Raw genomic sequence first — 13,585 nt, 5'->3', positions numbered from 1 at the left:
ATGTGTGGAATCGTAGGCGGCATCGCGCAACGAAATGTAGTGCCCATTTTGCTGGAAGGATTAAAACGGCTCGAATATCGAGGGTACGATTCGGCCGGCTTGGCCGTCATTAACAATCAGCAAATCTACCGTAAACGCGAGCTGGGCAAAGTAAAAGGCCTGGAAGCGCTGCTGGAGTCCGATCCCATTTCCGGCCCAGTCGGCATAGCGCACACACGATGGGCCACCCACGGCAAACCCAGCACGGCTAATGCGCATCCGCATATTTGCCGCCATAAAGTGGCGGTCGTGCATAACGGCATTATTGAAAACCATGAGCATCTAAGAGAAGCTCAGCAGCAGCTAGGTTACGAGTTCACTTCCGAAACCGATACCGAAGTCATTGTGCATGAGATATACCACGCCATGACATCCAGCGATGGATTCGTTAACGCCGTTAAACAGACAGTCAAAAAGCTCGATGGCGCCTATGCCTTAGGAATCGTCAGCGCCGATCATCCCGATATGCTGATAGCCTGTAGAAAAGGTAGTCCTCTGGTTATCGGCGTCGGCATCGGCGAGTATTTTATCGCCTCGGACGTCGCGGCATTGCTTCCGGTCACGCAACGCTTTATTTTTCTCGAAGAGGGCGACATCGCGGCGATTACCATTAACCAACTGGTAATTTACGACGTGCATGATAAGTCCGTCGCGCGTCCGATTGTAGAAAGCCAATTGACGGCCGATTCGGTCGATAAGGGCGAATATCGCCATTACATGCTAAAAGAAATTTATGAGCAGCCTTTTGCGATCTCGCAGGCGCTTGAAGGCCGATTCATCAACAACCGCCTCCAGGACAGCGTATTCGGCCATAACGCCGCCGAAGTATTCGATAATATCAAGACCATCCAGATTTTAGCTTGCGGCACCAGTTATCATGCCGGGCTGGTGGCGCGCTATTGGTTTGAAGAACTGGCCCATATTCCTTGCAATATCGAAGTCGCCAGCGAGTTTCGTTATAGAAGCCCGGTATTGGACCCTGACACACTGATCGTCACCATCTCGCAATCAGGGGAAACCGCGGATACGCTGGCGGCATTGCTTGAGGCCAAGAAGCTGGGCGCAAAATATTCGTTGGCTATTTGTAACGTGCCGGAAAGCTCGCTGGTTAGAGAATCCGATCTCGTATTAATGACTCGGGCAGGTCCGGAAATCGGCGTCGCATCGACCAAAGCATTTACAACGCAACTGACAGCTTTCATGTTATTAGTGATTGCGATAGGCAGGCGGTTTCAACTGACTGAAATAGCAGAGCAAAGGATTGCCTCTGAGTTATTTAGCTTGCCGGGTAAAATCGAAAAAGTATTGCAGTTGGACGCGGAAATAAAAGCCTTGGCCGAACAATTTGCAGAAAAACAGCATGCCTTGTTTTTAGGCAGGGGCACGCATTATCCGATAGCAATGGAAGGCGCGTTAAAATTGAAGGAAATTTCCTATATTCACGCCGAGGCTTATCCGGCAGGGGAGCTTAAACACGGTCCCTTGGCATTAATCGATTCGGACATGCCGGTCGTGACCGTAGCGCCCAACAACAGTTTGTTGGAAAAACTCAAATCCAACATGCAGGAAGTCAGCGCCCGAGGCGGGCAACTGATTGTATTCATGGATGAAACACTAGCGGCGGCAAATGACGAGAATGTACAGATTGTAAAAGTACCGCAAGTTGGTAATGAGATTTCGCCTATTGTGTACACCATCCCGTTGCAGTTGCTGGCCTATCATGTTGCCGTGCTAAAAGGAACCGATGTTGACCAGCCCAGGAATCTTGCCAAGTCAGTTACGGTGGAATAGCAATGGTAAAATTAACGTTGCAAGTGTGGGTAAGTAATAAAGTTCTATACTAAGTAATAAAGTCCTATACTGAGTAATAAAGTTGTATACCAAAGCCGTCTGGTCTAGACTCTCATTGAGAGCAATGACTGGACGGCTTTTTTATGGCGAAAAGAAATTATTCGAGTTCGGAAATAAAGGTCCAAAAATGGTTAAAAGAAGGGCGAGGTTCCGGGCAGGGCCGAGACTACAAACCATGGCTGACGGTCAGGGATGTGCCTTCCGATGGCCGCTCGCATCGGGTTTTTGGCCATAAATCTCAGCGTATCCATCACTTCCTTTCCGACCTCGAGTTAGCCGCATTCTTTGTGCTGGAATGGCATCAAGATACCGAGGATATACGGGAACAGTTTCCGTTACGAGCCGAGGATACCCTGGCTCTGGCCAATGATTTAGGAATTTCGCATCCGGCTTATCGAGGGGTTCCCCAAATTATGACTTCCGACTTTTTAGTCAATACCAAAAGTGAACAACAGCCTAAATTCGTATTGCAGGCCAAATATTCCGAGGCCTTGCAAGATGCTCGAACCATTGAAAAACTGGAGCTTGAGCGCAGATATTGGCTGCAAAAATCCGTTCCCTGGATGTTGATCACCGAAAAAGATATTCCCAACATTGTCTTCCAAAATATCAGTTGGTTATATCCTGCCCAGCGCGAGGAACTCGATACGGAGGCCATGCAGGACCGTGTTGCAATGTATGCGCACCATTTCAACCGAGCTCCTTCTAAATCGCTGATCGATATTACAAAGCAATTGGATGTTGCTTATGCGCTGCCAGCAGGCCAATCTTTACTGGAAATAAGACAACTGTTGGCCAAGCGCTGTTTCCTGTTCGACATTTTTATTCCTTATACTGTATTAAAAGCCCACGATTTGCGCGCAGAAAATATGGTTACTTATACGGAGGCCCTTCGTGTTTCGAATCAATGAGGTGCTGTCGTTAGACGATCAGCTTTATCGTATCTTGGCTGAACTGCCGGAAGAGCTCGTGTGGATAGCCATAGAGGATAAATCTGCTCTTCCGTCACTCGTTTCAAAAAACGAATTGAAGAGCGCAATTGAAAGGGAAGTCTTAAAGCGAGCGGCAGATCCCTTTCAAGCGCTGTCCTTTCAGCTATTGGACGATGATTCGCCTGCCAAGGCTACAAGAGACAACAACTACGAGTTGATTAAACCAATTGTATTTGAGCCGAGGTTTTATGCATCGAAGGTAAGATCAGCAATTATCAATCAAATTGTTCTGGAGCGAAGATCGACAAAAAAGACGCTTTATTTTTTATTGCGCAGGTATTGGCAAAGAGGCCAAACGCCTAATGCTTTAATCCGAGATTATAAAAACTCGGGCGGCAAAGGTAAGGTCCGGGCCGCAAAAAATACGAAATTAGGACGTCCGCGACTACGCGCACCCGGCACAGGAACTGTGGTTAATGAGGCGGTTGAAAAATTGTTTCGCATTGCAATTGACCGGTACCTGCTTACCGAGGATAAACATTCATTTTTATATGCCCATCGGCGGTTTCAATCGTTGTATGTAAACTGTTATCCGGATGTCGAGGAATCAGAAATTCCAACGAATTGGCAGATGCTCCATTTTTTTAAACGCGAATACAGCCAAGTAGAAAAAATTCAAAAAAAGTCCAACAGAAATGAATATAAAAAAGATATTCGGCCGTTGAATGGAACGGCAAATATGCAAGCGCTTGGCCCTGGGACCAGGTTCGAGATCGACGCCACGATTGCCGACATTTATCTAGTTTCGGATGGCGACCGGGGAAATATTGTCGGCAGGCCAATTGTTTATATTGTGATCGATGTATTTAGCCGTATGATCGCGGGCTTGTATATCGGCTTCGAAAATCCTTCCTATGTTGCGGCCATGCAAGCCTTGGCAATGGCGATGACAGATAAGGTTGCCTATTGTCAACAATACGGTTTCGATATAGAAGAAGCCGATTGGCCGGCTACAGGCTTGCCCGACGCCATTCTGGCAGATCGTGGCGAGCTGTTGGGGCATCAAATCGAATCGTTGGAGTCCAGCTTTTCTGTTCGAATTGAAAATACTCCTCCTTACCGGGGAGATGCCAAAGGAGTCGTAGAGCGTTATTTCAGAACGGTTCAAGCTGATTTTAAGCCGTTTGCTCCCGGCGTTGTAACCGAAAATACAGTGAGAAGACGAGGCGGCAGCGATTATCGGTTGGACGCGGTACTGACCGTCCATGAGTTCAGGGAAATAATTCTCGAGTCTGTGCTTTTCCACAATCGTTTTCATGTGCTCAAGAAATATGACCGAAGCATTGATAAAGGCTGGCAATCTGAGCTTATAACAGAATATAAGATGGAAAAAAAGGTTGTTGAGAACTTAACTATGAAATCTCAAGTCTTCTACGCGAAGAGGATACCCGGCGCTTGCCCAACGGTGAAATCTTTATGGATGTTGTGAAGAAATGCGCCCAGACCCGAACTAATCGGGACTGGTGCGGATACTGGCAAGGCAACAAGCGCCCAGCCGAACGATTGGTTGCTTAAACGATTTTCCAGGTATGTGATATACCTTTGGGGTTGCCTTGCGTAACCAGCCCCTTGTCTTCCAGCCTCTTCAAGACGTTCAAAGCGCTTTTCTGGAGCTGATCTAACCTTTCTGCACTCGGTTCCAACCCTTTGCGTCGAAGCATATCCGCCGCGATTTGTCGGCTGGTTAGTGTGTCGTCGCTCTCCCGTAAAATATCCAAGGTCATTCGTGGGCATTCACCCGGCTTGAAATACTGATTGCGCTCCCGGTGTTCCTTGGTGCGTACAGTACGCAGATCGAATTCCGGGGCAAACAACTTGATGGTGGCGTCGATGTGGTGAAGATCGCCAGTAATCCGGCTAATTTCTGCTTGATAATGCTGAACCAGTCCGGCCAGTTCGGAGCGTTTGGCAACAAGACCGGAAATAACGTGGGATTCTGCCATGTGGCACCTGTTTGGAAGTTAAGAAACAGGTGTTATATTAAGGGCATTACGCGGCGGAATGCTTTGTGCGGCTGCTACATAATACCGGGTATATCCAAGAAGCAGTACGACGAAGCCAGTTTATGTTTAAAGGAGATAGAAGCCTTCAAATGCACATTGAGACATTGATGCTGCATATCATCGAAGAAGTGACTGCAAGTTCAGTTTTTGACGTGCTTATATGTGACCGTTCTGCGATTGACTATCTTGCATACGCAAATCTCCGATTTGATAAACAAAAAGACAGCGCTCTTTACGAGACGATTTCGGCAACGGTTAGTTCATACTCTAGCGTTTATGAAAAAATATTTATTCTTTCGTCGACTCCTGAATTCAAGGCCTATGGAAATTTTAGATCAGGAGAAAACACCAGCTCGACAAACGTTAGTGATGAGTGCCTACGATTGTGTAAAAATTTGGGTGCTCAGTTTGAGCATGTAGCTTTAGAACCTAGCGCAGAAAGGTCAAGTTATGTTCTTGGTAAGATACTCAACTGTCTAACCGCATAGATTTAGTGTCTTAAGGATGGAATACTGAGTTTTTGAATCACCCCGGTTTTCTCAGAGGCCATTTGTTTTGATTAAAGCCACCATGGCGGACTCGGAAGGTTGTTAACGCTGATCTTGATGGTCTTGGGTGCTTTTTAGCAAGAACCTATTTAGATAACATCGAATTTTATGGTAATTCATGATTCAAGCCTCGCATAACAAGGCAAATTAACTCGGGCCGCAAATTCTGCTTCGCTTCATTTGCATCCGGTTATTTGCGTTGAACGGCAGCTCTGTGACTATCCTCGACGTTGACTTAAAAAGCCTGATGGTCGGCAATTGGCCGGTCAGCGCTCGTTTCTGTTCCAGAATGATCAATGCTATCACTGCGGCAACTGAGCTTTGCTTTAAGTGGCAGCTTTTGGTTTGACTGCTACCATGCACTAAAAATCTTGTATGTTGCAAATTGGCCGAACTCTAGCATTCAAGATTAGGAATCACTTGTAGCAATCTTTGTTTTCCGTCTATTTGTGAATCTTAGTATAGAACTTTATTACTCAGTTTTTTGTGATGAATGAAAGATAAGTCTAGTTAGTATAGAACTTTATTTTTGAAAGGTTGATTTCTATTACGATAGAATACGGCTTATAGAGAATTTAAGTATAGAACTTTATTACTCACCTACAGCAAGTGTGGGAGAGTAATAAAGTATCATACTAAGTATTAAAGTATCATACTGAGTAATAAAGTTGCATACTGAAGCCGCCCTGACTAAACTCAATTTATGAGCAACGGTTTGGCGGCTTTTTTATGGCACTGAAGAAATACGGGAACTCAGAAACAAAAAATCAAAAATGGATACGTGAAGGCCGTGGAGCTGGATCCGGTAGTTCATATAAGCCTTGGCTGACCGTTAGGGATGTTCCATCGGAAGGACGATCACACCGTATTTTCGGTCATAAATCCCTGCGAACCCATCACTTTCTTTCCGACCTCGAATTAGCTGTTTTCCTGTTACTTGAGAATAACTAGAGCGGACGATCCCTACGAGAAACTGCATTTTCTTCTGTTAGAGGAAGACTCTTCAATCAAAGTGAAACGGGATAAAAATTACGATCTGATTAAGCCAATTATCTTGGATCCGCATTTTTATGTTCCGGAAATCAGAGCTTCCATCATGAACCGCCTCATCGCTGAGCAAGGATCGACGAAGCAGACATTTTACCGGTTGCTTCGTCGATACTGGCAACGTGGACAAACGCCTAATGCGCTGCTTCCTGACTATATGAACTCAGGTGGCAAGGGGAAAAAACGCGCGGCAAAAGACAAAAAGTTGGGGAGGCCAAGAAAATATATGCCGGGGATTGGCGTCGCAATAGATGCGCATATAGAGAAATTGTTCCGGATCGCGATAGACCGTTATCTGCTGACCGATGAAAAGAACTCTTTTCCTTATGCGCATCGGAAGTTTAAGTCTCTATATGAAACCTATTACCCCGAAACCCCTGAATCGGAGATTCCCACGAATTGGCAAATGCTGCATTTCTTCAAACGAGAGTATAGCCAAATAGAGAAAATTCAGAAACGCAGCAGCAAGATCGAATACAACAAAGATATCCAGCCTCTGAATGGAACAGCTAACTCGCATGTACTTGGTCCGGGATCCAGGTTTGAGATTGACGCTACGATTGCCGATATTTACTTGGTTTCAGACAGCGATAGGAAAAATATTGTCGGTAGACCCATCGTTTATATCGTCATTGACGTTTTCAGTCGAATGATCGCCGGGTTGTATGTTGGGTTCGAGAATCCCTCTTACGCAGCCGCCATGCAAGCCTTGGCTATGGCGATGACCGATAAGGTTAAGTATTGCAAGCAATACGGCATCGACATTGAAGAGTCGGATTGGCCGGTGATTGGCTTAGCTGATGTTATTCTCGCGGATAGAGGAGAGTTACTTGGTCACCAGATTGAATCATTGGAACGTAACTTTTCCGTCAGGATCGAGAATACGCCTCCCTATCGTGGTGATGCAAAGGGGATTGTGGAGCGCTGCTTCAGGACTATCCAAGCTGATTTCAAACCCTTTGCTCCAGGAGTGGTGACGGTAAACACGGTAAAAAGAAGAGGCGGCAAAGACTATCGGTTGGATGCCGCACTGACAATTCATGAGTTTACTGAAATCATTTTGGCGTCAGTGTTATACCACAACCGTTTTTGTACACTGGAGAAATATGATCGCAGTATCGATATGCCTGCTGACTTGCCTATGACTCCACTATCGCTATGGAACTGGGGATTGCAGCACCGAACTGGCCGGCTACGGGTGGTGTCGGAAGATGCCTTGAGAGTGAGTTTGTTTCCCCGTACGAAAGGGACGCTTTCTGAGCTGGGCCTTTGTACTTTTGGCATCTATTACACATCACAAGAAATGGTTAAGCAAGGATGGTTGCACCGCGGCAAGGAGGTTTCAAGGCCCGAGTCTTTTGAGGTGGCTTATGATCCTGCGGTTGCAGATGTCATCTACCTTTTTCCTCGTAAGAACAGTGCTGAGTATTGGCTGTGTGGATTAACCGAAAGATCCCGGGAGTTCAGGGGATGTTCTTTCTGGGATGTTTGGCAGACAACAGCCAAACAAAAAACGGCTATGGCAGAAAGCCGATTGGTTTCTGATCAAAAACGGAGAGAGCTCGAAAACTTTATTGAATCGAAGATTAAGCTTGCGCAGTCGCAGTCTGCAGAAACCGATGGATTATCGAATGCTGAGCGTATTTCTGCAATACGAAATAACCGTCAAGAAGCCAAGAAGCAAGAGCGGCAGCGGACTACCCATATTTCAAAACCCAATACCAAGATGGAGCCTGCCGAAGTGATCCCCTTGACCAAACAGCCGGATGATTACAGCTATACCACGAAAAGTACAACTTTACCCAGATCACTTACCTGAAATTAGACTGTCCGCACGACGGTTCGCTCAAGAGTTTGTGTAATCATTTCTTCAAGGCCATTGATGCGGTTTTACAGACCGATTATGAACGGAAATATGCATTAAAACGCCATAGTGTAGAGGCCTTGATAGCTCTCATGAGCCAGATTGCGAATGTTCATGCCATTGGTGTTCTGGTCATCGACGAAATTCAGCATCTGAGCATGAGCCGATCTGGTGGGGTGGAAAAGATGTTGAACTTTTTTGTGACCTTGGTGAACGTGATCGGTTTGCCGGTGGTTATGGTTGGTACGCCAAAGGCTAGCCCCATCTTTGAGATGGATTTGAGATCCGCTCGACGTGGGGCTGGTTTTGGAGCCTTATTGTGGGAGCCCATGCAAGCTCCCGAACCAACGGCGGACCCCGCGAGCGGTCAAGCGAGGGCGAACGAATGGATGGCGTTTACCGATAAACTTTGGCAATACCAGTGGCTGCAGAAACGCGACGAGGTACTGTCAGAGACTGTTCGGCAATGTTGGTATGACGGGGTGCTCGACATTGTCGTAAAGTTGTTCGTATTGGCCCAATTACGGGCGATTGCTACCCGTACAGAACGAATAACACCACAGCTGCTGAAGCAGGTTTATGATGATGAGCTAAGGCCCGTGCATCCGATGTTAGCGGCACTGAGGTCTGGTGACCCTGAGTTGATTGCCAAGTACTCGGATTTGATTGTTCCGGATATCGACAAAAGAATACTGGAGCTCAGTGCCAAAATTGATGCAGCACAGTCTGTTTCTAAATCGGGGTTGGGGAGATATGGAAGTAATGAGCAAGCTGTTCGTCTGCATAACCTGTTGGTTGGAATGGATTGTAGCTCTGACCTGATTGGGCCACTAATCGAACGAGCTTTCAATTCCTACCCAAATTTGTCAGTTCGAGAACTTATGCCCATCATCCTTGAATGGTATCTTCAAAGAAGATAGGTAATTCCCAACGTTTGTATTTCCACTTCTATTTCCGCGAATTGTTTAATCCAGAAAGCGATGCATACCGAGACATCTTTGCAGCCGTTGATGTCGCGTATCGAAAATATGAATCCCAAGTGTTGTGATAAGCATGACTCCACACATTCATTTTGATGGCGTTGGGCTTCAGCCTCTCTCCAAAATTTTTTGTGACCTTAATGCAAGGTGTTTTGTATCCGCCCAGCCGTTCCACATCGTTAGCTGCTTACGATGGTCAGGTAGCCCCAGAATCTTAAACGCCAATATTGATGATATTCCGCCCGATGCAATCTTCGTTGATCGTAGCTCAATCTATGGGAATCCGTATCGGCTGGGGATCAATGGCGACATCGAACAGGTCAAAGAGTTGTATATCGATTATTTGCTCAAAAATCCGTCTTTAGTTGAAGATATAAAGCTTAATCTTAAAAACAAGTCGTTAGTGTGTTGGTGCGCACCGGCCCCATGTGATGCAGAAATTTTAATCCGCTTGGCAAACGATCCAGAATTTAGGTTCGATGCTCTGCTACAAGGGGCAGCATTTACCTTAGATCGATAGTCTTTTGTAAGCTTTTGTCTGATCTTGCTTGTGATTCACTTAGCTATGTGTCTGTGAAATTTTGGCAAGATCAGTCTTTGATTATGTATTTGATTATGTTGAAACTCATCGTAGACAGATTCAGAAAAATGAGTTGCGCTAATTATCTTATCTTGTTTTAAGATAAGAGACACATCTTCTGATATGTCTTTGTATTTTGTTGTAAGCACTAAATTCAAAGAGTCTTTGTCTCTGTAGCCACTTGCATATGGTGTTATTGCTATTTCTTGATCCATCCCTTCTGTTTCGTTTGGCTCACCTAAGCTGATAACACGCCCGATATATACTTTACGATCTTCCATTGTGAGCATGACAAAGAAACCGTCTTCCACATAGGACTTTAAAAACAAGGCATCTATGGGGCTGTCTTTCAAAACCGATGCCATTAGTATTATTCTAGTCCTTTCCTTATAGGTTAGGTGTGACTCGTCCTGTCTTGACAGCCATTTACGACGCTTAAAGGAGACTTTAATCCGCCTCCAAGATAAGGCATCAATTACATCAAATGCCCTGATCAACAATCCAATTTTTGCAATACAAACGTATAGATAGCTAACTGCTAGAGAACCAACTGTAATAATGAATACCCATGCCAAATAATCAGAGTCATTATAAGTTTTTTTTAATAAGGAATTTACAAAACTGTATATATCAAGCGGTATTTCGAAAGTGAGTAACTTGATTGAAGGCGGGGCGAACGAGTTTAATAAGACAGTAACTACTGCACTCACTAAAGTACAATTTAAACCAATTTTAACACTTTCTAAATAAAGAAGTTGTCCTTCGTACCTGTGGAGTCTGTAGTAGTGGTATGGGTTTTGTGTAAAAGTGCTATAACCAGAAACTAAAATAGGGAGGATAAGTAAGAGAAACATCTATGTTCATGTCAGCCAATAAGCTTATCCATTTTTGCAATAAATTCTTTGGACTTTTTGGTTGATCGAGCTTCTTTAGCACTCATAGTGAGCGTACCTCTACCTAAGACACGCATAGAAGAGGTCTCTTTCTTACGAAGATGTTTTAGAAGTTCGCGCTCTTCCTCTGTTGGTACAAGACCGAAAAACCTCAGTAAAGTTGTCATACATTGGCCTCTTGCAGCAATGGCTGCCGTATTTGCTAATTATCTTGCAAAGGGTGTTATGTGTCTAGCAACAACCTCCGCCGTTCGTAAGTACCACGGAACAATGTCCGTGTTGAGACTAACAAGGAATTAAATAGTTTTGCAAATCTACCATGAAAGCTGTTTTACCACAATAACGTTACTGCGTCGGCTAGCTATGACTGGTTAAAATCAAATTTCCGCCCTTCAATCAGATATGACGACCGGCAAGCAAAGGGTTGAAATCGAAAATTCACATCCTCACTTCTCAAATATCAACATGATTTAATAGGGGGCAACATCAACTTTTGTGTCTGGATCAGTAAAAATCTAGGCGTAAACTTAGGCGCAATAGTCAAACTATAGCGATGCAAAATCAAGCCATATCGAAACAACTTGAAACTGAGTGTATATAAGGAGTAAAGTGTAGTTTCAGGTTGCTTCAATTCGTTGGTGATGCACTTTTAATGCGATGGTCGCGCGTTCGAATCGCGCACGACCCACCATCAAAGTTACTACAAATCAGCCAGTTAGCATGAATTTGCGACTGGTTTTTTTATGTCTATCTCTTTTCAAATTACCCAGCGGGTAAATTAGGATGCCAATCGCAACATGGTCACCTCCTCTAATTTCATAGAGATAGCAGTAGATGAACAATATGATTTTGACGACATCTTAAGCCCTAGGGATATTCAGATCGGAAGTTCTGAAATGCTAAGAACTTCTTTTGAATTACCACCATATGATGGTCATTACACAATCTGCGCTAGTGATGATCCTGCTACAGTGTTTTTTACCCAAGCAATTGATGCAAACTGATGTGTCAACATTTTTCCGGACACAAAGTTAAGCAGACTTTAGCTGCCTTTCGTAGTCCACTGGCGACACATAGTGATTGGCGGAATGAAGCCGTTCACGGTTATAAAACACTTCGATATATTCAAATATATCCTGCTTAGCCTCGGCTCTGGTTTGGTACCCGAATGCTTAAAAAAGTATTTAGAGTTTTTCAAATGGAGTTAACTAAATATGTTTGACCACTGCGACACCCTTAAAGCCGAACTTGATAGCCGCCGCCCATTGCCGTCGCAGACCTTAAAAACCCTGCATGACCATTGGGTATTGGAATGGACTTATAACTCCAACGCCATCGAAGGTAACACCCTAACGCTGAAAGAAACCAAGGTGGTGCTGGAAGGCATTACCATTGGCGGCAAGTCGATGCGCGAGCATTTCGAGGTCGTCAATCACAAGGAAGCCATCGACTATGTCGAGGCGGTGATTGCGGGTGACGAGGTGTTTTCCGAACGGTTGATTAAAGCCATCCATCAATTGGTGTTGAAAAACATCGACAGCCCCAACGCGGGCGTCTATCGCCACGAGAACGTGTTGATTGCCGGTGCTGAACACAGGCCACCGGATTTCCTGCATGTACCCGAGCAGATGGCCGAATTAGTGCAGGACTACCATACCTTTACCGGTCACCCCATCGAACGCGCCGCTCGGTTGCATGTGGACTTTGTCAAAATCCATCCGTTTGTCGATGGCAATGGTCGTACTGCTCGCTTGCTGATGAATTTTGATTTGATGAAATCAGGCTTTTTACCGGTAATCTTCCTGGCTGCCGACCGACTGGCGTATTACGAAGCCCTAGATAAAGCCCATACCCAAAACGATTATCAAGATTTCCTACAGCTGACACTAGCAGCGGAAATCAAAGCCTTTGACACCGTATTGTCTTTACTGGGGTAAGCATGGCCGCGCATGAGTATCTGGAAGATTTGTCCTCGTTGCTGGGTAAAAGCCTGGAGCAAACTATCGATGGTTACACCAAGAGCTTCTCCGAAGGCGTTCTGCAGGCTTCGACTCTGATCGAATTATATCGGACCCGTTGGCAAGTCGAACTGGTTTTCAAGCGATTGAAAAGTCTGTTGGACCTGGATTGGCTTCCATGCTCACCCAGTCTTCGATGCCGCTTAACACCGCACACAAGACAATCAGTAAAATATCGCTCAGCTTGTGCAACTTGTTTTTCGTTTCACGGCGCGGGTCTTTAATAGCTTGGAAATATGGCGGCGGATTGAGTAGCATCCTTGTTATCTCTGCAAATTTTCTATTTTATACGCCATGCTCTGTCAATAGCCGAGATAGCGCGATTGCCCTGCTTATGGGGCTTTTCGGTTGACTCGACCAGTATTGGACAGCTTCTTTCATGCTTTGAAAACTGAGCTGATACATCATCAAACTTAGCAATTCCGCGCCGCTGCTAGGCAGGCGGTGTTTGAATGTATTGAAGTGTTTTACAGCCGCGAGCGGCTCCATTCAGCCAATGACTATCCGTCGCCCGTGGATTTTGAACAGCAGCACAAAGCCGCTTAACTATGTGTTCGGAAAAGTGTTGGCACATCAATCCGAGAGTGTTCGGTTATTTTTTAAGTTGAGGCAATTCGTGGTGCAAATAAAAGCTTGACGGCAGAGAGTAAAGGCGTAGAATGCGCGGCTCTTTCGGGGTCGATGTTGCGAAAGACAGCCTTGGGGTTCCGCAATAATGAACGCTGGGGTTGACAAGCAGGTTAAGCCGGTTATAATGGTCGGCTTCTTCG

12 protein-coding genes and 3 pseudogenes are annotated in these 13,585 nt (G+C 45.3%); 10 read left to right on the top strand and 5 right to left on the bottom strand.

What is annotated here, in order from left to right; all coding sequences use genetic code 11:
• The 3 genes from glmS (at position 1) to EKO24_RS11710 (ending at position 4,311) form a co-directional block, all read left to right on the top strand.
• Positions 1-1,830, top strand: a complete 1,830-nt coding sequence (gene glmS / locus EKO24_RS11720) for a glutamine--fructose-6-phosphate transaminase (isomerizing) (protein WP_127029101.1) — start codon at positions 1-3, stop codon at positions 1,828-1,830.
• 143 nt (positions 1,831-1,973) lie between these two features.
• On the top strand, positions 1,974-2,801 hold the full coding sequence (locus tag EKO24_RS11715) for a TnsA endonuclease N-terminal domain-containing protein (RefSeq protein WP_127029100.1): 828 nt from the start codon (positions 1,974-1,976) through the stop codon (positions 2,799-2,801).
• Positions 2,785-4,311, top strand: a complete 1,527-nt coding sequence (locus EKO24_RS11710) for a DDE-type integrase/transposase/recombinase (protein WP_127029099.1) — start codon at positions 2,785-2,787, stop codon at positions 4,309-4,311. Before EKO24_RS11715 ends, EKO24_RS11710 begins: the two co-directional genes overlap by 17 nt.
• Before the next feature lie 82 nt (positions 4,312-4,393).
• On the opposite strand, the gene EKO24_RS11700 is transcribed toward EKO24_RS11710, so the two are convergent.
• Entirely contained in the window at positions 4,394-4,825 is a 432-nt protein-coding gene (locus EKO24_RS11700) for a hypothetical protein (RefSeq protein WP_127029098.1), read from the bottom strand.
• A 122-nt stretch (positions 4,826-4,947) separates the two neighbouring features.
• On the opposite strand from EKO24_RS11700, the gene EKO24_RS11695 reads away from it, so the two are divergent.
• From EKO24_RS11695 to EKO24_RS11675, 4 genes are all read left to right on the top strand, one after another.
• Positions 4,948-5,373, top strand: a complete 426-nt coding sequence (locus tag EKO24_RS11695; protein WP_127029097.1) for a DEAD/DEAH box helicase family protein — start codon at positions 4,948-4,950, stop codon at positions 5,371-5,373.
• 1,072 nt (positions 5,374-6,445) lie between these two features.
• A complete protein-coding gene (locus tag EKO24_RS11685; protein WP_206667264.1) occupies positions 6,446-8,299 on the top strand; it encodes a DDE-type integrase/transposase/recombinase in 1,854 nt (617 codons plus the stop codon).
• A complete protein-coding gene (locus EKO24_RS11680) occupies positions 8,287-9,264 on the top strand; it encodes an AAA family ATPase (RefSeq protein ID WP_206667266.1) in 978 nt (325 codons plus the stop codon). The genes EKO24_RS11685 and EKO24_RS11680 overlap by 13 nt, the downstream gene beginning before the upstream one ends.
• A 133-nt stretch (positions 9,265-9,397) precedes the next feature.
• Positions 9,398-9,844 (top strand): DUF4326 domain-containing protein, encoded by a 447-nt coding sequence (locus EKO24_RS11675; protein ID WP_127029095.1) that lies wholly within the window; start codon positions 9,398-9,400, stop codon positions 9,842-9,844.
• A gap of 35 nt (positions 9,845-9,879) precedes the next feature.
• On the opposite strand, the gene EKO24_RS11670 is transcribed toward EKO24_RS11675, so the two are convergent.
• The 3 genes and pseudogenes from EKO24_RS11670 to EKO24_RS11655 form a co-directional block, all read right to left on the bottom strand.
• A complete protein-coding gene (locus EKO24_RS11670) occupies positions 9,880-10,758 on the bottom strand; it encodes a hypothetical protein (RefSeq protein ID WP_143733217.1) in 879 nt (292 codons plus the stop codon).
• 11 nt (positions 10,759-10,769) lie between these two features.
• Positions 10,770-10,964, bottom strand: coding sequence for a hypothetical protein (locus tag EKO24_RS11665; protein WP_127029093.1), 195 nt, complete (start codon positions 10,962-10,964; stop codon positions 10,770-10,772).
• A gap of 864 nt (positions 10,965-11,828) precedes the next feature.
• Positions 11,829-11,960 (bottom strand): annotated as a pseudogene (locus EKO24_RS11655) (IS3 family transposase); the annotation flags it as partial.
• Positions 11,961-12,011: 51 nt separating this feature from the next.
• Here EKO24_RS11655 and EKO24_RS11650 point away from each other — a divergent pair.
• Entirely contained in the window at positions 12,012-12,734 is a 723-nt protein-coding gene (locus tag EKO24_RS11650; protein ID WP_127029092.1) for a Fic family protein, read from the top strand.
• Between the two features lie 2 nt (positions 12,735-12,736).
• A pseudogene (locus EKO24_RS23625) lies at positions 12,737-12,889 on the top strand (hypothetical protein); the annotation flags it as partial.
• A 4-nt stretch (positions 12,890-12,893) separates the two neighbouring features.
• Here the strand turns inward: EKO24_RS23625 and EKO24_RS11640 are convergent.
• On the bottom strand, positions 12,894-13,073 hold the full coding sequence (locus tag EKO24_RS11640; protein WP_421743921.1) for a transposase family protein: 180 nt from the start codon (positions 13,071-13,073) through the stop codon (positions 12,894-12,896).
• Positions 13,074-13,178: 105 nt separating this feature from the next.
• On the opposite strand from EKO24_RS11640, the pseudogene EKO24_RS23205 reads away from it, so the two are divergent.
• A pseudogene (locus EKO24_RS23205) lies at positions 13,179-13,361 on the top strand (IS3 family transposase); the annotation flags it as partial.
• Positions 13,362-13,585 lie beyond the last annotated feature (224 nt).

The organism is Candidatus Methylobacter oryzae (genome assembly GCF_003994235.2).
GTDB lineage: Bacteria > Pseudomonadota > Gammaproteobacteria > Methylococcales > Methylomonadaceae > Methylobacter_A > Methylobacter_A oryzae.
This window is presented reverse-complemented; position numbering and strand designations above follow the sequence as displayed.

Excerpts from the sequence above, each read along its gene's own strand:
- EKO24_RS11670 (WP_143733217.1), bottom strand. The coding sequence starts at position 10,758 with ATGTTTCTCTTACTTATCCTCCCTATTTTAGTTTCTGGTTATAGCACT.
- EKO24_RS11675 (WP_127029095.1), top strand. The coding sequence starts at position 9,398 with ATGACTCCACACATTCATTTTGATGGCGTTGGGCTTCAGCCTCTCTCC.
- EKO24_RS11715 (WP_127029100.1), top strand. The coding sequence starts at position 1,974 with ATGGCGAAAAGAAATTATTCGAGTTCGGAAATAAAGGTCCAAAAATGG.
- glmS (WP_127029101.1), top strand. The coding sequence starts at position 1 with ATGTGTGGAATCGTAGGCGGCATCGCGCAACGAAATGTAGTGCCCATT.
- EKO24_RS11700 (WP_127029098.1), bottom strand. The coding sequence starts at position 4,825 with ATGGCAGAATCCCACGTTATTTCCGGTCTTGTTGCCAAACGCTCCGAA.
- EKO24_RS11695 (WP_127029097.1), top strand. The coding sequence starts at position 4,948 with ATGTTTAAAGGAGATAGAAGCCTTCAAATGCACATTGAGACATTGATG.
- EKO24_RS11665 (WP_127029093.1), bottom strand. The coding sequence starts at position 10,964 with ATGACAACTTTACTGAGGTTTTTCGGTCTTGTACCAACAGAGGAAGAG.
- EKO24_RS11640 (WP_421743921.1), bottom strand. The coding sequence starts at position 13,073 with ATGCTACTCAATCCGCCGCCATATTTCCAAGCTATTAAAGACCCGCGC.
- EKO24_RS11650 (WP_127029092.1), top strand. The coding sequence starts at position 12,012 with ATGTTTGACCACTGCGACACCCTTAAAGCCGAACTTGATAGCCGCCGC.